Below are 19,621 nucleotides of genomic sequence, written 5' to 3' on the forward strand. Positions count from 1 at the left end.
GTGATCGATTGCGGGGACCCGCGACCTCCCCATCAGATGGATATGCATCCAAGTGCTCGCCTGCATTGTTCTTGGGGAGACGACCTATGGAAGGATCTGTCTTCGCTCTCTTCGCATTTGCCGCGCTCGCTGGCGGCTTCGTCAGCGGCTTTTCCGGATTCGCCATGGGCCTCGTGGTGTCGGGCGTATGGCTGCACATCATCACGCCGATGCAGACCGCTACCTTGATCGCAGGCTACGGCTTGCTCACGCAGGGCTACGGCATCTTCAAGCTGCGACGTCTCCTCGACCTTCGGAAGGCTTGGCCGCTCGCGCTCGGAACTGTCATCGGCATCCCGATCGGCGTCAGCATTCTCGCCTATCTGAACCCCAGCTACCTCCGATTTGGTGTGGGGGTCCTGCTGGTGCTCTACGCAATCTACGGCCTGACGAAGCCCGTATTCGCTCCGGTAAAGATCGGAGTCGGAGCCGATATCGCCATTGGCGTCTCCAACGGCTTGCTTGGCGGTCTGACGGGGCTCGGCGGCGTCATCTCGACGATTTCCTGCCAATGGCGCGGCTGGCCCAAGGACGTGCAGCGCGCGGTGTTTCAGCCAGTGCTGTTCGTGGCGTTCGTTGTCATCTCGAGCTCTCAGGCCGTAGCCGGTACCATTACGAAGGAAACGCTGATGCTATACGCATTGGGCGTTCCCTTCATGGTCGCGGGCCTTTGGTCCGGCTTCAAACTTTTCGGCAAGATCAACGACGAGACCTTCCGCAGGACCGTGCTGGCGCTTCTGCTGCTCGCGGGATTGTCGCTGATCGTATCGGTGCTGTCGTTCGGACTGCGTTGATATCAGCCGAATCCCCGGCGGCTTACCACCTCGGACTATTCTCCGCGGACGAGAAAATCGCCGGAGAGAGGCCTATCGCCGCCTCGCTGCCTTTGGTGTCCCGGTGACGGATTTAAGCAGGCGCAGGTCGCTCGACGCCTCCGCGAGCAGCCAGTCACGAAATGTCGCAATCTTCGGAAGTGACGCGGTCGCCTTGGGGCAGACGATCCAATAGCTCTTCGACAATGGCACCGACTCCGGGAAGGGCAGCGCCAGCCGTCCATTGATCAGGTCCCAGGCGCCTAATGTCGTGCGGGCCAGGGCGATGCCCTGGCCGTTGATTGCGGCATCGATGACCATGCTGGCGCGATTGAGCACCGGACCATGCGTGACATCGGCGTCGTCAATGCCGACGCCACGTAGCCAATCTGCCCAGTCGGATCTGCTGTCGAGGTGGATCAGGGGAAATCTCAGGATATCCGCGACCCCGCCGATGCGGCGGCGTCCCGACAGCAGCTTGGGACTGCATACGGCGAAGAGCCGTTCCGTGCAGAGCCTTGTGGCATCGAGGCCCGGCCAGTTTCCATCGCCATGGCGGACCGCAAGATCGACCTCCTCACGCGCAAAATCGACGTGATGCATCGTTGCCGAGACGCGGAGATCGATTCCCGAATGCGCTTCCGCGAAATGGCCGAGGCGATGCACCAGCCATTTGGCGGCGAAATCCGGGGACGTGCTGACCGTGAGCACGCCTGCGTTCTGTCGCTGCAACAGCCGCTCCGTACCCGCGGCAATTCGGTCCAGCGCATCGCGTATCACCGCGAGATAGTCGCGGCCCGCTTCCGTGATGATCAGGCGCTGGCGCTCGCGGCTGAACAGCTTGATGGCGAGCTGCGTTTCCAACGCCTTGACCTGATGGCTCACCGCACCTTGCGTGACGCACAGCTCTTCGGCGGCCCGCGTGAAGCTCTCGTGGCGGGCTGCGGCTTCGAAGGCCTTTAGTGCGTTCAGCGGTGGCAAACGCGGGCGCATGACGAACCTTCCTGAGGGACTTCATGAGAAAAATTGGGGCTGGCCCGAGAAACGATGCTTTGCGGACTTTGCCCTGCCGGCCCTATGCAGGCGGCCACGACACGAAATCATGGGAGTTGGAGGCAATAAATGTCAATAACTATTGCCGTTCGCGGTTTTCCGGCGCGAGTTCGACGCAGCGCGACGGCTGCGGATCATAAACAAAATTCATGGCAGGCGTTGATCGGCAGATGGCTTGCCCGTATCGAGCGGATAAATCAGCGCGACGATCTTCGCGCGATTGCCGACAATCCCCATCTCCTTGCCGATCTCGGGCTCACCCGGGAAGAGGCCTTGGAGCAAGCGAACAAGCCGTTCTGGCACTGATCGAGCCCGATCGACAGCAAGCGAACCGGGAGGAGAAAAGATGTCCGAGACCATCGTTTACGGCTTTCCCCGCAGCACGTTCGTCAACATCGTGCGGCTCGTCCTCACCCACAAGGACGTGGCCTACCGCTTCGAGGACCTCGAGCCCGTGATGGGCAGGAGCGAGCATCTCGCGCTCCATCCGTTCAACCGCGTTCCGATCTTCCGGCACGGCGACTTCACCGTCTACGAGACGCGCGCCATCGTCGGCTACATCGACGAGGTGTTCGCGGGAGCACGGCTGACGCCGCAGAACCCGCACGCGCGGGCTCGCATGAATCAATGGATCGGTGTCGTCGATTCCTACGTCTATCCCTACATGATCTACCATGTGACCCACGAGCGGCTGGTGTTTCCCGAGCTCGGGATTGCATCCGACGAGAAGGTGGTGGCGCACGCACTGCCCAAGGTCGAGAACGCACTCGTAGCCATCGAGCGCGAGCTCGCCGATGGTCGGGACTACCTCCTCGGTCCAGAACTCTCGATCGCGGATTTCTACCTTTTGCCAAGCACCTTTGCGTTCAGCCTGACGGAGGAAGGCAAGGCCATGTACCCGAAATATCCGGCCTTCTGTCGATGGCGGGAGCGCATGGAGAGCCTGCCGACGACGCAGAAGCTGCGCGCGATCCTGCCGCCGCGCGCGCCCATTGCGCATGCCCGCGAGTGGGCGCACTCGCACCGCCCGAGATATTGAGCTAGGCTTGGACTGACACTGGGGGCAGGGACTTTCCGCCAGGTACCCGACGCAGTGGATTGCGTTTTCGAGCGGCGGGGGACGACGGTGATCCTTAGATCACGGCAACCTGTGCTACGACATGAAAAAAAACGCGGCGGATTGCTCCGCCGCGGGTGTTACGAACTTTCGATGTTGCCATCATGCCAGTGTTTTGCCCGACGTGTCAAAGGCGGCCAAAATGGTCTCGCCGCTGAGGTCGCGTTGCTGCTGATCGGTCGTTCAGATTAGCTAACAGTTTCAATGCCCCCGCTACTGTGCATGGGGTTGTTTTTCAGTTTTTGTATTGCGGCTCGCCGAAACGGCCGCGCTCAGCGCCGTCCGCGCGGCGCTTCGGCCTTGGCGGGCGGCTCGGTCTGCGGCGCGCAGGTCGCAGCCTGAAGCGAGTTTTGCGCCTGCTGCATCAGGCCGGGCTCGGCGGCGAGCGCCTTCATCACGATCAGGCCGGTGGTAGCAGGGGAGTCGATGATGAGGCGGTCGGCCGCGGTGATCTCTTCGTCCTCGGGCAGCTCGTTGTGCTGCGGCTCGGTCATGAGGTCGAGCTCGATCACCTTCTTGCCGGCGGAGCGGTCGTTGATGGCGTAATAGGCGATCTCGTTGCGGGTGTAGAACGACACCGAGGTGTAGGCCTGGCTCACCGGCACCGTGAGCTTGAGCGGCCCGCCCGTGAGGTCGTAGCGGCAGATCGCGATCGCGAAGGCCGGGTCCATGAACGGCATCGGCGAATTGTTGGGATCGGCGAGGGGAAGCTGCGTGACGGCGTTGAGCTTCGTCATCGGCGTCAGCCGCGAATAGGCGTCCTGTGTCGCGATCCGCGGCAGCGCCAGCACGCTGACGAGATGGACCACGAGGCCCAGCACCACGCCCGCGACGATGGTGAACATCAGGCGGATCATGAGCAGCCCACCGTCTTGATCGTGGGCATCGGCGCATCGCGCTGGGTGCGCGTCGCGACCCCGACCGGGGTGTCGTAGAGGCGCAGCATCAGCGCGTAGCGCTCGATGCCGCCGGTCGGCAGCCAGTTGCCGGCGCGTGAGCGCGAGGCGATGCGGATCTCGAACGTCCCGTCGGACTGCCGCAAGATCTCCTGGCTGGTGAAGCCATAGCGCTGCAGCGAATTGGCGACGAGGTGGCCCTTGCGGTCGTACAGCGTCAGCGTCCAGAACCGCGCCGGCGGCGTCACGCCGGAGACGATGACGTCGCAGCGGCCGTCGAGCGCCTTCTTCTTCTCGTCGGCGGTCGCGGTGAAGGCGACGCCGTCACCGGTGCCGATCGGCAGCTCGCCATTGCGCACGATGGTGGCGCGCGAATAGGGATCGACGTCGGCGGTGCCGGTGCGCGGGCGGGCGGTCCAGGGGCCGATGGTCAGCGCGCCGATCTCGGTGCCGCGCGTCGTCGTCATCCAGGTCGCGCCGACGCCGACCACGCTCGCGAGCAAAAGGGCCGTCAATGTGATCAGGATCAGCCGCACGGGTTTCGATCAGTTCTTGCGCGGGACGGATGCATTCGCATTCTCTTCCGCATAGTTCTGCGGGAAGGCGAGCGCGCTCGTCGACGACGACGGCTTGGCCAGCTTGTCGTCGTCGGCAGCCGCCTTGGTCGCGGTCCTGGCGGCGTCATCGAGCAGCTTCTCGACGCGCACCAGCACGTCGGCGCCGCGCTTGGTCAGCACGGGCGGCGGGCCGGGCTTGGTCTCCAGCACCTTCGGTGCCGCATTGGCCTGCGCTGCCATCGGCTGCGGCGGCAGCTTCTGGCCCATGCCGATGCCGGGGATTTCCCGGACCTCGACGCCCTGATGCGCGGTGACCATGATGTCGTGCCAGGTCTGCGCCGGCAGCGAGCCGCCGGTCATGCGGTTGGTCGGCGAATAGTCGTCATTGCCGTACCACACCGCGCAGGTGAAATTGCCGGTGTAGCCGACGAACCAGGCGTCGCGATACGCATTGGTCGTACCGGTCTTGCCGGCGGTCGGAATGCCGTCGAGCGCGGCGCGGCGCGCGGTGCCTTCGCTGACGACGTGGCTCATCATGCCGGCCATGTCGGCGGCAACGGAGGCCGGGATCGCCTGTCGCGGTTTTGGACCGTCGCGGTCCCAGCGCCAGACCGGATCACCGGCACCGGTGCGCACTTCCAGCACCGAATGCGGCGTCACCGCCTTGCCGCGGTTGGGGAAGGTGGCGTAGGCGACGGCGTGCTCGATCACGGTGACTTCGTCCGAGCCGATCGGCAGCGACGGCGTGTCGGGCAGCGGCGCCTTGAGGCCGAAGCGGCGGGCGACCTCGACGATCTTGGCGCGGCCGAGCTTGGCCGGGTTCGGCGCCTTCGGCTGTTCCTTCTGGCCGATCGCGATCGACAGCTTGACCGGCACGACGTTGATCGAGCGCGTGATCGCCTGCGTCAGCGTCACCGAGCCGGAATAGGAATGGCCATAGTTCTGCGGACACCAATTGCCGATGCAGACCGGACCGTCGACTACGATCGAGTTTGGCGTGAAGCCGTTGAGGAGCGCGGTGGTGTAGACGTAAGGCTTGAACGACGAGCCGGGCTGGCGGTAGGCGTCGGTGGCGCGGTTGAACTGGCTGGCGCCGTAGTCGCGGCCGCCGACCATGGCGCGGATGCCGCCGTCGAGATCGGAGACGACAGTCGCGGCCTGCGTCGCGTGATAATCGCGGCCGAACTGGCGCAGCTGGTTCTCGATGGCGTCTTCCGCGGCCTTCTGCACGTTGGTGTCGATCGCGAGGCGCACCACGAAGACGCGCTCGGTGTACGACTTCGGGAAGGTGTCGACCAGCTTGCGCATCTCGTCGAAGGCGTAGTCGAGGTAGTAGTTCGGCGAGGCCTCGTCGCGGCGATCGACCGCGAAGGCCGGGTTGCGGCGGGCGCCGAACACCTGGCCCTCGGTCATGAAGCCGGCGTCGACGAGGTTGTCGAGCACGACGTTGGCGCGGGCACGCGCCGCGGGCAGGTTGATGTGGGGCGCGTATTTGGTCGGCGCCTTGAACAGGCCGGCGAGCATCGCGGCTTCCGCCAGCGTCACGTCGCGCGCGGATTTGTTGAAGTAGAAGTGGGCTGCGCCGTCGACGCCAAAAGTGCCGCCGCCCATATAGGCGCGGTCGAGGTACAGCTTGAGAATCTCGTTCTTGGTCAGGCGCCATTCCAGCCAGACCGCGAGGAAGGCTTCGTTGACCTTGCGCTCGATGGTGCGCTCGTTGCTCAAGAACAGATTCTTGGCGAGCTGCTGGGTGATCGAGGAGCCGCCCTGGCGGACGCCGCCGGCCTGGGCGTTGGTGACGAGCGCGCGCGCGGTGCCGGCGATGTCGATGCCGAAATGCTCGTAGAAGCGGCGGTCTTCGGTGGCGAGCGTCGCCTTGATCAGCACGTCCGGAAAGTCTTCCAGCGGGATCGAGTCGTTGTGCTTGATGCCGCGGCTGCCGATCGGGTTGCCGTAGCGGTCGAGGAACGACACCGCCAGGTCGGACTTCTTCAGCCAGTCCTCGTCCGCGGTCTCGCGGAAGGCGGGGATGGCGAGGGTGAGCATCACGACCAGGCCGCCGAGGCCCAGCGTCGCGGCCTCCGACAGCGGCTCGATGAACACCCAGCGCTTCCACCGCCCGACATAGAAGCGGTCCATGAAGGTCGAATAGCGCTCGTAGAGCTCGCGGATGCCCTTGGCCGAGGAGAACAGCGAGGAATCGATGCGCGCGTCGAGGTCCAGAAAGAAATTCCGGACGCGGCTCTTCCAATTGGATGGTGTGTTCTGGACCACCTAGAACCCTTGAGGCTCGGTTCGACAGCGTTCAGGCACCCGGCCGGGCGGCACCGAGACGTCTTGAGGGAATGTTACGGCAAACCCAAGGCGCCGGTTTCGCGTCCGAGGGGACTTGCTGTTCCTTCTAGCCGAGCAGGGCCCATAAACCAATGGTCAGGCTCGCGATTTTGAACAACAGGCCTAATTGACCCCGGTTCATTACGGGCCTCAATTGGGCGTTGCTTGCAGCGTCCCGGCCGCACGCCGTAGATGAACGAGCCGTAGCTCTTTCGAACCCTTGTTGAGGCGCATGACCGCAGCTCCCAAACGACCTTCAGGCCAGGAAGGATTCTTCTGGAAAACCAAGACGTTGGAAGAGCTGTCGACGGCCGAATGGGAGAGCCTGTGCGACGGCTGCGGCCGCTGCTGCCTGAACAAGCTCGAGGACGAGGATACCGGCGATATCTATTTCACCCATGTCGGCTGCAAGCTGCTCGATGCCGGGACCTGCGGCTGCAAGGACTATCCGAATCGCTCCGCCAAGGTTCCCGACTGCGTCCGCCTGACCCCGGCCAATGTCCGCACCCTGAACTGGCTGCCGCCGAGCTGCGGCTACAAGCTGGTCGCGGAAGGCCGCGACCTCTATTGGTGGCATCCGCTGGTCTCGGGCGATCCCAACACCGTTCATGAAGCCGGCGTCTCCGTCCGCGGCCGGGTCGAGGGCAGCGAGGAGGAGATCCCGGACGAGGAGCTCGAGGACCACATCGTACAATGGCCGGCGCAGCTGCCGAAACGGGCACGCCTGAAGCGACGTCCGAAGGACTGACCCGCCTGCGACGTCGAATCACGTCATCGCGATGACCTCGCGGCGGGATGCACCCATGCGCCGCGGTGCCTGCCTGAGAAGAACTTTCCTCTCTACATTGCCTGCATAGAACGAATCCCTCGCGGTGTTGCGCCGCCTCACGGCTTCCGATCGAGATGAACAAGTTTGACCGGCAGAGCAGTTCTGCCGACATTCAGGCGTTGCCTGACGACATTGCCGAAGAGCTGTCCCGCCTTCCCAGCGAGGTCTTGAGCGTCGACGACGCGCCATCGCTCGCGCCGCCGGCACCGTTGTCGCAGGACGAGGTCCGGACCATCGTGATCAGCCTGATGCTGACGATGTTCCTGGCTGCGCTCGACCAGACCATCGTCGCGACCGCGCTGCCGACCATCGGGCGCCAGTTTCACGACGTCTCCAATCTCTCCTGGGTCATCACCGCCTATCTGCTCGCCTCGACCGCGGTCGCACCGGTGTTCGGGACGCTGAGCGATATCTACGGCCGCCGCGTGATGATCATCATCTCGCTCAGCCTGTTCGTCGCCGGCTCCGTGCTGTGCGCGATCGCGCCGAACATGCCGATGCTGATCCTGGCGCGCGGTCTTCAGGGCCTCGGCGGCGGCGGCATCATGCCGGTCGTGCAGACCGTGATCTCCGACATCGTCTCCCCGCGCGAGCGCGGCCAGTACCAGGCCTATTTCTCCAGCGTCTGGATGGTCGGCGGCATTTTGGGCCCGGTCATCGGCGGCGTGTTCGCCGAGCATCTGCACTGGTCGATGATCTTCTGGATCAATCTGCCGCTCGCGGCCGCCGCCATCGCGATGCTGCTGCCGAAGATGAAGAAGATCCCGGTGTTCCACCGCAAGCGCAAGGTCGACTGGCTCGGCGGCGTGCTGCTGATGGCCTCAGCGGTCGTCTTCATGCTGGTGCTGACCTGGGGCGGCACGCGCTATCCGTGGCTCTCGCCGACCGTGCTTGCGATGGTGGGCGGCGCAGTCGCGCTCGCGGTCACCTTCGTCTGGCACGCGCGGCAGGCCGACGAGCCGTTCCTGCCGTTGAAGCTATTGACGGGTTCGGTGGCGCCTTTCGCCATGACAGCCGGTGGCTGCGGGCTTGGTGCGATCACGGGCCTCACCGTGCAGCTGCCGCTCTACTACGAGTCGGTCTACCATCTCAGCGCAAGCGAGGCGGGCCTTGCGCTGATTCCGCTCGCGGCAGTCTCGACCTGCGGTGCGGCGATTGCCGGCCGTACCATGGCGCGCGCAAAACACTACAAGCGCGTTGCCATCATCGGCACGTCCTGGGCCGCGCTGTGCGGCCTCGCCCTCACGGTCACCACCTTGCCGCTGTGGGGCTTGCTGATGCTGATGGCGGCGTTCGCGCTCGGCCTCGGCACGACCTTCCCGGTCTGCGTGGTCTCGCTGCAGAATTCGGTCGCGCGTCCGCAAGTCGGCACCATCACCGGCGCGATGAACTTCTTCCGCTCGCTGATGTCCTCGTTCACGGTCGCGGCGTTCGCGGCGATCCTGCTGATCGCGCTCGGCGCCGACGTTCCACTCGCCGGTGAGCATCATGCCGTGGGCAACATCCCCGCGATTCCCGCCGAGGATATGAGGCACGCGTTCCGCTACGTCTTCGGTGCCGCCACCGCGCTGATGACCACCGCCTCGCTCTGCCTGATCATGATGGAGGAGCGGCCGCTCGCCGGCCCCTCCGTCACGCAGCAGGTGGAGATGGCGGAGTAGGGGTTAGCCGCCGCGATCGGGATCGTCGTCGGCATCACCTGCGCTCGTCTTTCGCGCCTTCGCCGCGAGCTGTTCCTTGAGACGCGCCAGTGCGTCGGCGGACCAATCACTAACATTCGTCACCGCGACCCAGGCATCGACGTAATGCTCGGGCGCGTAGACATGGCCAAAACCCATCGGCGTAGCGGTCGCGACCGCCATGTCGAGGGCGAGCTGCAGCATCGTCACGATGGGATACCAACGCAGCTCCGGTGATACGTCCGGCCCGCGCGGCGCATTCATCCAGTCCGGCGCCCGATAGGCGTCGCGGTAAGCGAAGAACGTGATCGCGTCACTGGCATATTGCAGATAAACGACGCGCATCGGCCCCCAGGACCTATCCGCCGGCACCGTCGGCCCGTTCTGGTTCATGAAGCGGACGAGGCGGCCGTCGCGGAATTCCGGGAGCCAGGCCGGCGATCCCGGATTGCGGTTCGCGGTGACCGAGCGCCAGATGCGGCTCTCAAATGGCGCCCCGCTCCACAGTGCGCCGCTAATGGGATCCCCGATCGTCTCGAACAGCTCCGCGGATTTCTCCGAGTTCATGGCGCCGAGACTCAGTCCGTGCAAATACAGCATCGGCCGCTTGTCCTTCGGCAGCGTCGTCCAATAGCCGTAGATCTCCGCGAATAGCGCGCGCGAGGCTTCGGCGCCGTATTCGGGCTGAAACAGCAGCGACAGCGGGCTGTTGAGATAGGAATACTGCATCGCGACGCTCGCGACATCGCCATGGTGGAGATATTCGACCGTATCCATCGCGGCCGGATCGATCCAGCCAGTGCCGGTCGGCGTGATGACGATCAGGATTTTGCGGTCGAAGCCGTGCTGGCGCTTGAGCTCCTCGAGCGCGAGCCTGGCGCGCGCTTGCGCGGTGTCGCGGCTGCCGAGCCCCACATAGACGCGCACGGGATTCTGCGCGGGCCTTTCCGTGACGGCGCTGATCTCGGCTGCGGTCGGGCTTGAGGCGATGAACCGGCGCCCCATGCGCCCGAGCTCCGTCCACTTCACCAGCGATGCTGGGCTTCCCGTCCGGTCGGCTGCGGTCGGCTGCGGCCGCTCCGGCTCGAACAGAACATCGAGTTCGCGGAAGGACGAATCGAGTGCGTTGAACGCCGTGCGGATCAGGACATTGCTGGCGATCGACCAGAACAGCAGGGCTGCGACGAGCACGCCGATCACGTTCGCGACCTTCCGCGGAACGAGGCGTCGTGTGCGCGCGGCGAGAAAGCGGGCGACAAGCGCGAACAGCCGCCCCAGCGCCAGCAGCACGACGAACGTGATCAGGGCGATGACGCAGACCTTGAGCGGATGGGCGGTCTCCAACGGCGCCATCTTCATCACGGCGCGGATCGAGTTCTGCCATTCGGCCGTGCGCCACAGGAAGACGATGACGACGAGCAAGCAGACGGCTGCGGCCAGTGCATTCGCAATTGATCTTGCGCGCGCCGAAGGTTCGGGCAGTTCGAGATAGTGCCACAGCCGGCGCCACAGGATTCCGGTGAAATAGCCGATCGCAAAGCAGCCGCCGGCGAGGGCACCTTGCGTGAGATAGCTGCGCGGGATCAGCGTCGGCGTCAGCGCGGCCGCGAAGAACAGCGCACCCAGCATGAGGCCGACGCCGGACAGCGACAGCAATTGTCGCCGAATGAACCGAGCTGGATTCATGAAAGCACCTCCCGAGCCACGCTATCCTCCGGTCGTGTCCGGAAAGCTGCTCTTTCGCGGCAACAGGATCGTGAACTCCGTGAACGCGCCGGGCTCTGTCGTGACGTCGATCGTGCCGCCGTGCTGCTTCACGATGATGTCGTGGCTCATCGACAGCCCGAGACCGGTACCTTCGCCGGCCGGCTTGGTGGTGAAGAACGGATTGAACATCTTCGCCTTGACGTCTTCCGGAATGCCGGTGCCGTTGTCGCGGATGCGGATCTCGATGCTGTCGCCGCGGTCGCGGGTCGCTGCGATCACCACCGGCTCGTAACCGGCGCCGCTGCCCATCTGGCGCCTGGTCACCGCATAGAACCCGTTCGAGATCAGGTTCAAAAGCACCCGGGAAATCTCCTGCGGAAACACCTCCGCCGAACCTGCCGCCGGGTCGAGCTCGCTCTTCATCGTCACGTCGAAGAGCGGCTTCTCGGCACGCGCGCCGTGATAGGCGAGGTTGAGGCTCTCCTCGACCAGGGCGTTGATGTCGCTCAGCCGGTGCTCGCCGCCGCCCTCGCGCGAATGCAGCAGCATGTTCTTGACGATGGAATCGGCCCGCCTTCCGTGCTGCACGATCTTTCCAAGATTGTCTCTCAGCAGCCCCGTCAGCTCGTCGACCTCCGCGCGCAGATCGTCGGCGAGCGGGACGGGCGCAAGCACCTCGTTCAGCTCGTCGGTCAGCTCGGCCGAGAGCGATGCAAAATTGTTGACGAAGTTGAGCGGGTTCTTGATCTCGTGCGCAATGCCGGCGGTGAGCTGGCCGAGCGAGGCCAGCTTTTCGGTCTGGACCAGGCGGTCTTGCGCCGCGCGCAAATCGTCGAGCGATCTGGCGAGCTCCCGCGTGCGGTCCTGCACCTCGTTGAACAGGCGGGTGTTCTCGACCGCGATCACGGCCTGGTCGGCAAAGGTCTTGAGCAGGCTGATCGCCTTGTCCGGGAAAGGCCCGGCCTCGGGGCGCGTCACGCCGATGGTTCCGATTGCAATCCCGTCGCGCAGCATCGGAATCACGAGGATGCTGCGATAGCCTCGCGTCCGCGCCAGCTCCCGCATCGCCTCCGTGAGGTCGGGCTCGTTCTGCATGTCGCTGCGGAAGGCGTATTCACCACTCGTCGCCACCCGGCTGTGAATGCCCGATGCCGCAAGCGGCGCCGGGAACGAGCTGCGCAGTTCCGCGTTGCCGGCCTCGTTGTCAGTGGTGAAGGCGGCCAGATGCAGCATGCCGTTGATGACGCGGGTGACGGTGGAGGAATGTCCGCCGACCAGCGCCTTGGCACTGTCGGAGATGGCCTGGAACACCGGCGTGACGTCCGCCGGCGAGGCCGCGATCACCTTGAGGATGTCGGCGGTCGCGGTCTGCCGTTCCAGCGCTTCCCTGGTGGCGTTGAACAGGCTGACATTCTTGACCGCGATCACCGCCTGGTCGGCGAAGGTCTGCAGCAGCCGCACATGATGCTCGGCGAATGCGCCGGTCGTCCGCCGCGTGGCGATGATGACGCCTTTGGCCTCGCCCTCGCTCATCAGCGGCGTGAACAGCATGCTGCGAAAGCCGCGGGCGCGCGCGATGTCGCGTGCCGCCGGCTCGAGCTCGGTATCCGGCAGCTGCGCCGATTCACCATGGGCCGTGAGCTGGTACGCCGGGAACTGCGCGAACGGCACCGGAAACGAAGCCTGGAGCACGCGGTCGCCGGCCGGATCGCCCGGTGTGAATGCCACGAGGTGCGCGGCGCCGTCGACATAGCGCAGCACCGCGGTGGAGAAGCCGCCGATCAGCCGGTTGGCGTTGGCGGCGACGGCGTCGAACACCGGCTGCACGTCGGAGGGCGAACTCGCCAGCACTTTCAGAATGTCGGCGGTCGCGGTCTGCCGTTCCAGTGATTCCCGCGTCTCGTTGAACAGGCGCGCGTTCTCGATCGCGATCGCGGCCTGGTCGGCAAAGCTCTGTTGCAGCGCCATCTCGTCATCGGTGAAGGGCGCGAGGCGGTCGCGGTAGACGATCAACGCGCCGATGGCCTTGCCTTCAAGCCGCAGCGGCGAGCCGGACATCGAACGCGTGCCGGCGGCGCGAGCGTGAGGCATGCCGGGCCAGTCGGCGATGGCCGGATCGACATTGTCGAGATCGGGAACATGAACCTGCCGGTTCTCGGCCACGATGGTGCCGGGCATGTTGCGGCCGCCGATCTTGAGCTGGGCGAGCGGCACGCCGGCGCCGACGCGCATGGAGCTGTCGCCGACCCGGATCACCCTGGACCACCCGTCGCCTTCCGCAATGTGAATGGTGGCGCTCGGCGCGCCGAACAGATGCATGGTCGCTTCCGCGATCTGTTGCAGCGAGCCCTCCGCATCGCCCGAGGAGTTAGCGATGGTGCGCAGGATCTCCATGCTGGCGTTCTGGCGGTCGCGCGCAATGGCAAGCTCGGCTTGCAGGCGGGCGTTCTCGGCCGCTTGGGATCGCAATTGCCGTTCGAACTCGGCGGCCTTGTCCTGGGGAGGCGCGGTCATTGATAATCCGGCTAAGCGCCGCGACGTATGCGGTACCAGCCCGATTATCACATCTCCTGCGGCCGGAGCCAGCGCCGAGCCCCCGCCTTAGTGCAAACGGCTCACGTGCCCGGCCGAGACACCTCGGTCTCCTTGCTGGTGATGAACTCCAGTAGCACCGGAATGCCTTCCTTCGTCTTCTGGATGCCGCGCTTGATCGCGGGGATGATGTCCTCCGGTCGCGTCACCCGCTCGCCATGACCGCCAAAGGCGCGCGCCATCGCGGCATAGTCGCCGGAAATGTCGGTCGAGCGATATTTCTCGGTCGAGATCGGCATCACCTTCAACTCGATCGCCATCGAGAAATTGTTCAGCAGGATCGACATGATCGGGATGCGCTCGCGCACCGCGGTCTCGAAATCCATACCGGTGAACCCGATGGCGGCGTCGCCCCAGACATTGATGCAGAGCTTGTCGGGCTTTGCGAGTTTTGCGCCCATCGCCAGCCCAAGGCCGTAGCCGAGCTGCGTCGTCTTGCCCCAGCCGAGATAGGTGAGGGGCTCGACCGCCTTCCAGAACGGCGAGAGCTGGTCGCGCGGGCTGCCGGCATCATGGGTGATGATGGTGTTGCTGACGTCGACGGTGTGCTGCAGGTCCCAGAGCACGCGATAGGGGCTGAGCGGCGCGTCATCGCTGGTGAGTTTCGGCATCCATTTCGCCAGCCACTCCTTGTGCGAAGCGGCGATCTCGGCCGCGACCGCTGATGCGTCGCGATCCGCCGTGACGGTCTTGCCGATCTCCTCCAGCAGCGCATCGAGCACGAGGCCGGCATCGCCGACGAGGCCGACCTTGGCTTCCACATCCTTGTTGAGATGGTTCGGATCGAGCGTGGAGTGGATGATGGTCTTTCCCTTCGGCATCGCGATGCCAAAGCTGGTCTCGGTGAAGGAACAGCCGATGCCGAAGATGACGTCGGCCTCAGCGAGGAATTTTGGAACAGCGCGCGGCACCGCGAGGCCGCCCGAGCCTAGCGACAGCGGATGCGTTTCCGGGAACGATGATTTGCCCCCCAAGCTGGTGGTGACGGGAATGGCGAGCCGTTCGGCGAGCCGCTTCAGTTGCGGCCAGGCCTGCGCGTAGTGCACGCCCTGGCCGGCATAGATCACGGGGCGCTTCGCGTTGACGAGCAGGGCTGCCGCCTCCTTCACATGAACGGGATCGGCGCCGTAGCGCGTGCGCAGCACCGGCGTGTAGTTCAGCGGCTCCGGCACCTCCTCATTCCACATGTCGGCGGGGATCTCGACGATGACGGGCCCGCCGCGGCCGTTCTTGAGCTTGGTGAAGGCACGGCGAAAAATGTTGGTGACCTCGGCCGCGAGAATGATCGGCTCGGACGATTTCGAAAACGCCTTCATCGCCTCGCTGGAATTGAAGTTCGGCTCGATATGCGCAAGCCTGCGCTGATAGCCCATCGGCAGCACCAGCACGGGCACGGATTCGCCGTAGCATTGCGCAACGCCGCCCATCGCGTTCTCGGCGCCCGGCCCGTGCTGCATGCAGAACGCGCCGATCGAACGCCCCGACGTCACCCGCGAGATCGCATCCGCCATGTGCACCCCGACGCGCTCCTGCCGCACCATCACCGGCCGGATCTCGGCCTTGGCCGCGTGCTCGATCAGATGGTTGACCGGATAGCCGCAGAGGATCTCGATCCCCTCGCGCTTCATGATTTCCGCAATGGCGGTGCCGAGCTTCATGGCGTCTCTCTCCTCAGGCTTGGCCGGTTGCTCCGACCGATTGGGGAGAGAGGATCAGGAATTTACAGGAGGGTAAAGCACGGGTGGGCGACGGTCGCGGTAGGTCAGCCATGCAGCGAGCTCCGTAGCCTGGATGGAGCGACTTGTCCGCCGTAGCTTGAAGAGCGAAGGCGGAAGCGCAATCCGGGCTACAAACGTCCTACTTGCAGTTTTTGCAGATCGTCAGCTTTCGTTTCAACGCCTCGTCTTCCTGATCGGCCGATGGCTGCCCGGTCGTATCCGGATTGGACTTGGCGCCCTTTGCTGCGCGGGACCTCACAGGCGGCGTCACCTGGCTTGAGGCGTCGTTGTCGTCGACGGTGCCTACGCTGAAGCCATCGTAGTCGGCGGCCGGATTAGGCATCGGCGGAGGCCCGCCGATCACAGGCGGCGAAGCCTCCCTGCCGGATGTCGCCGGCGGAATTCTGGAAGTTTTGGCGCTCGCGCGCGGCGGCGATACATTGGGCGGAGCAAGCGAAACCGGAGGCGCGACCGAAGTCTGTCCTCTCGCGCTGTCGTGCGACCATGCGCCGACAAACATGAGGCTGAGAGCCAAGACCGTCACGCTTCTCATCCGCATCCTTCTAACAGCTCTGGTCCAATGATTGAGCATGGCCCGTCGAACCACGACGGGCTGAAGACTATCAGGACTCAAAAGGCCGTCAAAGCGCGGGAGCGCGAGGATGTGGTTGCTTGAAGGACGTTGCGTAGCGTCCGGGACACGATTTTGAGTGCTTTACGGCCCACCCACCGTTATTGCGAGCGCAGCGAGGTAATCCAGAATTCCTCCGCGGAAGGACTCTGGATTGCTTCGCTTTCGCTCGCAATGACGCGATCGGGGAGGGAGCATGCGCCGACGGCCGCGCCGGGGTCGGCGCGTGCAGGGACGTCGCCTCAGGCCAGGGCGGCCGTTACGAGGCGGCTTTTACTTCAGCGACGAGCTGATCGAGTTGAACTTGTTGTTGAGGAGCTGGCTGCCCGTGTTGTTCACGACGGTCACGATCGCCAGCGCAATGCCGGCGGCAATCAGGCCGTATTCGATGGCGGTTGCGCCAGTCTCATCGGCAAGGAAAGACCTAAGCAAAGTCATTGCCAACTCCTCTTCATCCGATCCAATGTGTGGCAGCGTCGTTTTCGGACTGGTAAATAGTTCGAATAGATTTTTCTGCGCGACGGAAGAATGAAGCCCGGGCGGCCGCGCCTCCGTCACATACGATGGCATCCATTAAATTAAGGTTCCATCGATCCATCCAAATGGATTCAAATCGACAGCCCCCCGACACGCGGAAGCCGGTGCGCCTGTCAGGGCGTGATGGTCGGGCCCGGTGCGGCGGGGAGGCGGCGCTTCAGCACGGTCGCGAGACGGCCGACGAAGTCCTTCATCGTGCCCGGCTGCGGCCGCGGCGCCGTGCTCGACGCCTGCTCATGATCAGGCGCGTCGTTCACGATGCTGATGTAGTTCTTTCTGACGTCCTGCTGCACGGGGGCACGCGAACCTTGGCTCGATCGGAGCCGGAACCATGCTGCGCATAAGGGGAACCAACGGTTAATTTTGTCGCCCGTAGGAATACCCTGTCGTGCTGGACACGAGGGCGCCGATTAACGGTTTGTTGAGCCTGTTCGTCACGGTCGGCACGGATGTCTGCTAGAGATAACAACCAAGGCGCTCATCGGCTGCGGCCGTCCGCATTCAGCGCCCGCAACATCGCGATGCGGGCGAACATCACCCAGCCGCCGCCTGTCTCGGCTGCGTTGATCAAGGTCTCGATGGCGGTCTGCCAGCGCACCTCGTGCTGTGCGTCCTCAGGCAGCTGCATGATGTAGTCGGCCGCGTCTTGCAGCGTCAGCAGCTTGCGCTTGTGAGTTACGCGAACGGGATCGTCGAACGCCGTCGACCAGGGCATGTCAGGCCGGCCGATCGGCGAGAGGAGACATCACGGCGCGATTGCAGACGCGGATTGCGTCTAACCGGCCTTCTTCGCCCGCGCCGGCGCGCGGACCGGCTTGTCGGCCTTCTTGGGCGGCGCTTCCTTGGCTGCTGCAGTCTTGCCGCCCTTGCCGGCGATCGGCAGCAGCATCTCGCGCTGGCCCTCGACGCGCTTCTTCGGCTTCTTGCCCTTGACGGTCTCCCTGACGGGCTCCTTGGCGGCCTTGGCCGTGGGCGCCATGTCCTTCTCGCCGGCGATGCTCTTCTTCAACGCGTCCATCAGGTTGATGACGTTGCCGCCGGTCTTCGGCGCGGCCTTCGCCGCGATCGGTGCGCCGCTGCGCTTCTTGTTGATGAGGTCGATCAGCGCCGTCTCGTAGTGGTCCTCGAACAGCTCGGGCTCGAACGCGCCGGATTTCTTTTCGACGATGTGCTTGGCAAGGTCGAGCATGTCCCTGGTCAGCTTCACGTCCTGGATGTCGTCGAAATATTCCTTCTCACTGCGGACCTCGTAGGGATAGCGCAGCAGCGTGCCCATCAGGCCGCTCTCGAGCGGCTCCAGCGCGATGATGTGCTCGCGGTTGGTCAGCACGACGCGACCGATCGCGACCTTGTCCATGGTCCGGATGGTCTCGCGGATCACCGCGAAGGCGTCGTGGCCGACCTTGCCGTCAGGCACGAGATAATAGGGGCGGATCAAATAGCGGCTGTCGATATCGGTCTTCGGCACGAACTCGTCGATCTCGATCGTGTGCGTGGAGTCCAGCGCGATGTCGTCGAGCTCGTCCTTGGTGACCTCGATATAGGTGTCCGTGTCGACCTTGTAGCCCTTGACGATGTCCTCGGAGGTCACCTCGTCGCCGGTCTCGGCGTCGACCTTGAGGTACTTGATCCGGTGGCCGGTCTTGCGGTTGATCTGGTTGAACGAGACCTTCTCGGTATCCGAAGTGGCCGGATACAGCGCGACCGGGCAGGTCACGAGCGACAGACGCAGAAAACCCTTCCAATTGGCGCGGGGGGCCATGGCTACTCCAAACGCAACGGGGACAGAGGACGAGGATACCATCGGGGAACAACGAATCATAGCAAGGCGGATTGCGGAATCTTGCAACTGCGTTAACCGGCCGCCCGGCGCGCGGTTGCAGCCCGATGCAGCGGCAAAAGCCGGAACATCATATCCAATCACGCGTTGGCTCAAGACATCAGGCCGCGAGGGGGGGCGACCACCGCAGCCGACATCCAGAGATTGAGGGCATTATGGCAGCCACGCGAGAGCACGATCAGATCGTCGAAACCGCCACCGAGGCGCGTCAGGGCGAACCCGGGCCGTCAGTGGCGGCCCTGCTTACCATCTCGACCGGGCTCGCGATCCTGATCCTTGCCGTCATCTGGTTCGTGTTCTTCCGGACCTGACGGCCGATCGACGGGACGGTTCGGACCTTCCGACTCGCCGCGTAACGCGGCACATTGCGCCCGCCACGCCTGCCGGCTCGTCCGGTGGCTGCCTGGCGGGCGCAGTCGCGTCGGCGCTTGAGAAGCTCTATATGACCAAAAAGTAACGCGGCCGGTTCCCCGTGTTCATATTCAGTTCACGCCGGAATTGCTCATCTCTGGCGATCGATTGTGCAGTCTATTTCTGGAGAGAAGCGTGCGCCTGCTTGTTGTTGAGGACGACCCCGATCTCAATCGGCAGCTCACCAAGGCGCTGACCGACGCCGGCTACGTCGTCGACCGTGCCTTCGACGGCGAGGAGGGGCATTATCTCGGCGATAATGAGCCCTACGATGCCGTTGTGCTCGACATCGGCCTGCCGAAGAAGGACGGCATCTCGGTGCTGGAAGCCTGGCGCCGCAACGGCCGCACCATGCCGGTCCTGATCCTCACCGCGCGCGACCGCTGGAGCGACAAGGTCCAGGGGTTCGATGCCGGCGCCGACGATTACGTGCCGAAGCCGTTCCATCTGGAGGAGGTGCTGGCGCGCATCCGAGCGCTGCTGCGCCGCTCCACCGGCCATGCCCAGAGCGAATTGAGTTGCGGCCCCGTCACGCTCGACACCAGGACCGGGCGGGTCAGCGTCTCCGGCAATCCCGTCAAGATGACCTCGCACGAATATCGGCTTCTGGCCTACCTGATGCACCATTCGGGGCGCGTCGTGTCCCGCACCGAGCTGGTCGAACACCTCTACGACCAGGACTTCGACCGCGACTCCAACACCATCGAGGTCTTCGTCGGCCGCATCCGCAAGAAGCTCGACGTCGACATCATCCAGACCGTCCGCGGCCTCGGCTATCTCCTGACCCCGCCGCCTGCTCCCGGCGCTTGAGGCGTCAGGACTTGACGGCCGGCCGAACAGGGGCCTTGGTCCGGTCATGACGTCCGACG

At 64.5% G+C, this 19,621-nt stretch carries 18 protein-coding genes and 1 pseudogene; 7 read left to right on the plus strand and 12 right to left on the minus strand.

Annotation, left to right across the window (positions count from 1 at the left end):
- The first annotated feature begins 86 nt into the window (after positions 1-86).
- A complete protein-coding gene (locus ABIA90_RS00695) occupies positions 87-833 on the plus strand; it encodes a sulfite exporter TauE/SafE family protein (protein WP_354116919.1) in 747 nt (248 codons plus the stop codon).
- 72 nt (positions 834-905) lie between these two features.
- Here the strand turns inward: ABIA90_RS00695 and ABIA90_RS00700 are convergent, their stop codons facing one another.
- The gene (locus ABIA90_RS00700; protein WP_354116920.1) at positions 906-1,844 is read right to left on the minus strand and encodes a transcriptional regulator GcvA; all 939 of its coding nucleotides are present in this window, start codon (positions 1,842-1,844) and stop codon (positions 906-908) included.
- Positions 1,845-1,973: 129 nt separating this feature from the next.
- On the opposite strand from ABIA90_RS00700, the gene ABIA90_RS00705 reads away from it, so the two are divergent.
- Complete coding sequence (locus tag ABIA90_RS00705) at positions 1,974-2,210, plus strand: DUF1127 domain-containing protein (protein WP_354116921.1); 237 nt, start codon at positions 1,974-1,976, stop codon at positions 2,208-2,210.
- 40 nt (positions 2,211-2,250) lie between these two features.
- Positions 2,251-2,943 carry a glutathione S-transferase family protein gene (locus ABIA90_RS00710; RefSeq protein ID WP_063984560.1) on the plus strand — a complete coding sequence of 231 codons (693 nt, stop codon included), beginning with the start codon at positions 2,251-2,253 and terminating at the stop codon, positions 2,941-2,943.
- Between the two features lie 350 nt (positions 2,944-3,293).
- Here ABIA90_RS00710 and ABIA90_RS00715 read toward each other — a convergent pair whose 3' ends face one another.
- From ABIA90_RS00715 to ABIA90_RS00725, 3 genes are read right to left on the minus strand one after another with little or no spacing between them, the layout of a single operon-like run.
- Entirely contained in the window at positions 3,294-3,878 is a 585-nt protein-coding gene (locus ABIA90_RS00715) for a DUF1254 domain-containing protein (protein ID WP_166351371.1), read from the minus strand.
- The gene (locus tag ABIA90_RS00720) at positions 3,875-4,453 is read right to left on the minus strand and encodes a DUF1214 domain-containing protein (protein WP_354116922.1); all 579 of its coding nucleotides are present in this window, start codon (positions 4,451-4,453) and stop codon (positions 3,875-3,877) included. Before ABIA90_RS00720 ends, ABIA90_RS00715 begins: the two co-directional genes overlap by 4 nt.
- Before the next feature lie 9 nt (positions 4,454-4,462).
- Positions 4,463-6,748, minus strand: coding sequence for a transglycosylase domain-containing protein (locus tag ABIA90_RS00725; RefSeq protein WP_354116923.1), 2,286 nt, complete (start codon positions 6,746-6,748; stop codon positions 4,463-4,465).
- Positions 6,749-7,040: 292 nt separating this feature from the next.
- Between ABIA90_RS00725 and ABIA90_RS00730 the strand changes: the two genes are divergently transcribed.
- The gene (locus ABIA90_RS00730) at positions 7,041-7,556 is read left to right on the plus strand and encodes a YcgN family cysteine cluster protein (protein ID WP_014496718.1); all 516 of its coding nucleotides are present in this window, start codon (positions 7,041-7,043) and stop codon (positions 7,554-7,556) included.
- A 155-nt stretch (positions 7,557-7,711) separates the two neighbouring features.
- Complete coding sequence (locus ABIA90_RS00735; protein ID WP_354116924.1) at positions 7,712-9,298, plus strand: MDR family MFS transporter; 1,587 nt, start codon at positions 7,712-7,714, stop codon at positions 9,296-9,298.
- Positions 9,299-9,301: 3 nt separating this feature from the next.
- Here ABIA90_RS00735 and ABIA90_RS00740 read toward each other — a convergent pair whose 3' ends face one another.
- The 8 genes and pseudogenes from ABIA90_RS00740 to ku all read right to left on the minus strand — a co-directional run bounded on the left by ABIA90_RS00740 (position 9,302) and on the right by ku (position 18,263).
- Positions 9,302-11,002, minus strand: coding sequence for an alpha/beta hydrolase (locus tag ABIA90_RS00740; RefSeq protein WP_354116925.1), 1,701 nt, complete (start codon positions 11,000-11,002; stop codon positions 9,302-9,304).
- A 21-nt stretch (positions 11,003-11,023) separates the two neighbouring features.
- Positions 11,024-13,537: a GAF domain-containing protein gene (locus tag ABIA90_RS00745; protein ID WP_354116926.1), complete on the minus strand. Its 2,514-nt coding sequence runs from the start codon at positions 13,535-13,537 to the stop codon at positions 11,024-11,026.
- 101 nt (positions 13,538-13,638) lie between these two features.
- A pseudogene (locus tag ABIA90_RS00750) lies at positions 13,639-15,282 on the minus strand (thiamine pyrophosphate-requiring protein); the annotation flags it as partial.
- A gap of 190 nt (positions 15,283-15,472) precedes the next feature.
- Positions 15,473-15,886, minus strand: coding sequence for a hypothetical protein (locus ABIA90_RS00755; protein WP_354116927.1), 414 nt, complete (start codon positions 15,884-15,886; stop codon positions 15,473-15,475).
- A gap of 351 nt (positions 15,887-16,237) precedes the next feature.
- Complete coding sequence (locus tag ABIA90_RS00760; RefSeq protein WP_014496710.1) at positions 16,238-16,402, minus strand: Flp family type IVb pilin; 165 nt, start codon at positions 16,400-16,402, stop codon at positions 16,238-16,240.
- A gap of 212 nt (positions 16,403-16,614) precedes the next feature.
- Positions 16,615-16,794, minus strand: coding sequence for a hypothetical protein (locus ABIA90_RS00765; protein ID WP_354116928.1), 180 nt, complete (start codon positions 16,792-16,794; stop codon positions 16,615-16,617).
- A gap of 185 nt (positions 16,795-16,979) precedes the next feature.
- Entirely contained in the window at positions 16,980-17,216 is a 237-nt protein-coding gene (locus tag ABIA90_RS00770; protein ID WP_354116929.1) for a hypothetical protein, read from the minus strand.
- A 60-nt stretch (positions 17,217-17,276) separates the two neighbouring features.
- A complete protein-coding gene (ku, locus tag ABIA90_RS00775) occupies positions 17,277-18,263 on the minus strand; it encodes a non-homologous end joining protein Ku (protein WP_354116930.1) in 987 nt (328 codons plus the stop codon).
- Between the two features lie 233 nt (positions 18,264-18,496).
- Between ku and ABIA90_RS00780 the strand changes: the two genes are divergently transcribed.
- Both ABIA90_RS00780 and ABIA90_RS00785 read left to right on the plus strand, forming a co-directional pair.
- Complete coding sequence (locus tag ABIA90_RS00780) at positions 18,497-18,652, plus strand: hypothetical protein (protein ID WP_166351390.1); 156 nt, start codon at positions 18,497-18,499, stop codon at positions 18,650-18,652.
- A gap of 235 nt (positions 18,653-18,887) precedes the next feature.
- Entirely contained in the window at positions 18,888-19,562 is a 675-nt protein-coding gene (locus tag ABIA90_RS00785; protein ID WP_014496705.1) for a response regulator transcription factor, read from the plus strand.
- Positions 19,563-19,621: the final 59 nt, after the last annotated feature.

The sequence above is a fragment of the Bradyrhizobium sp. LA6.8 genome (assembly GCF_040547935.1).
GTDB classification, from domain to species: domain Bacteria; phylum Pseudomonadota; class Alphaproteobacteria; order Rhizobiales; family Xanthobacteraceae; genus Bradyrhizobium; species Bradyrhizobium barranii.

What these genes read in the sequence shown, in the direction of transcription:
- ABIA90_RS00695 (WP_354116919.1), top strand. Translation starts at nt 87, where the DNA reads ATGGAAGGATCTGTCTTCGCTCTCTTCGCATTTGCCGCGCTCGCTGGC.
- ABIA90_RS00700 (WP_354116920.1), bottom strand. Translation starts at nt 1,844, where the DNA reads ATGCGCCCGCGTTTGCCACCGCTGAACGCACTAAAGGCCTTCGAAGCC.
- ABIA90_RS00705 (WP_354116921.1), top strand. Translation starts at nt 1,974, where the DNA reads ATGTCAATAACTATTGCCGTTCGCGGTTTTCCGGCGCGAGTTCGACGC.
- ABIA90_RS00710 (WP_063984560.1), top strand. Translation starts at nt 2,251, where the DNA reads ATGTCCGAGACCATCGTTTACGGCTTTCCCCGCAGCACGTTCGTCAAC.
- ABIA90_RS00715 (WP_166351371.1), bottom strand. Translation starts at nt 3,878, where the DNA reads ATGATCCGCCTGATGTTCACCATCGTCGCGGGCGTGGTGCTGGGCCTC.
- ABIA90_RS00730 (WP_014496718.1), top strand. Translation starts at nt 7,041, where the DNA reads ATGACCGCAGCTCCCAAACGACCTTCAGGCCAGGAAGGATTCTTCTGG.
- ABIA90_RS00735 (WP_354116924.1), top strand. Translation starts at nt 7,712, where the DNA reads ATGAACAAGTTTGACCGGCAGAGCAGTTCTGCCGACATTCAGGCGTTG.
- ABIA90_RS00740 (WP_354116925.1), bottom strand. Translation starts at nt 11,002, where the DNA reads ATGAATCCAGCTCGGTTCATTCGGCGACAATTGCTGTCGCTGTCCGGC.
- ABIA90_RS00745 (WP_354116926.1), bottom strand. Translation starts at nt 13,537, where the DNA reads ATGACCGCGCCTCCCCAGGACAAGGCCGCCGAGTTCGAACGGCAATTG.
- ABIA90_RS00755 (WP_354116927.1), bottom strand. Translation starts at nt 15,886, where the DNA reads ATGAGAAGCGTGACGGTCTTGGCTCTCAGCCTCATGTTTGTCGGCGCA.
- ABIA90_RS00760 (WP_014496710.1), bottom strand. Translation starts at nt 16,402, where the DNA reads ATGACTTTGCTTAGGTCTTTCCTTGCCGATGAGACTGGCGCAACCGCC.
- ABIA90_RS00770 (WP_354116929.1), bottom strand. Translation starts at nt 17,216, where the DNA reads ATGCCCTGGTCGACGGCGTTCGACGATCCCGTTCGCGTAACTCACAAG.
- ku (WP_354116930.1), bottom strand. Translation starts at nt 18,263, where the DNA reads ATGGCCCCCCGCGCCAATTGGAAGGGTTTTCTGCGTCTGTCGCTCGTG.
- ABIA90_RS00780 (WP_166351390.1), top strand. Translation starts at nt 18,497, where the DNA reads ATGGCAGCCACGCGAGAGCACGATCAGATCGTCGAAACCGCCACCGAG.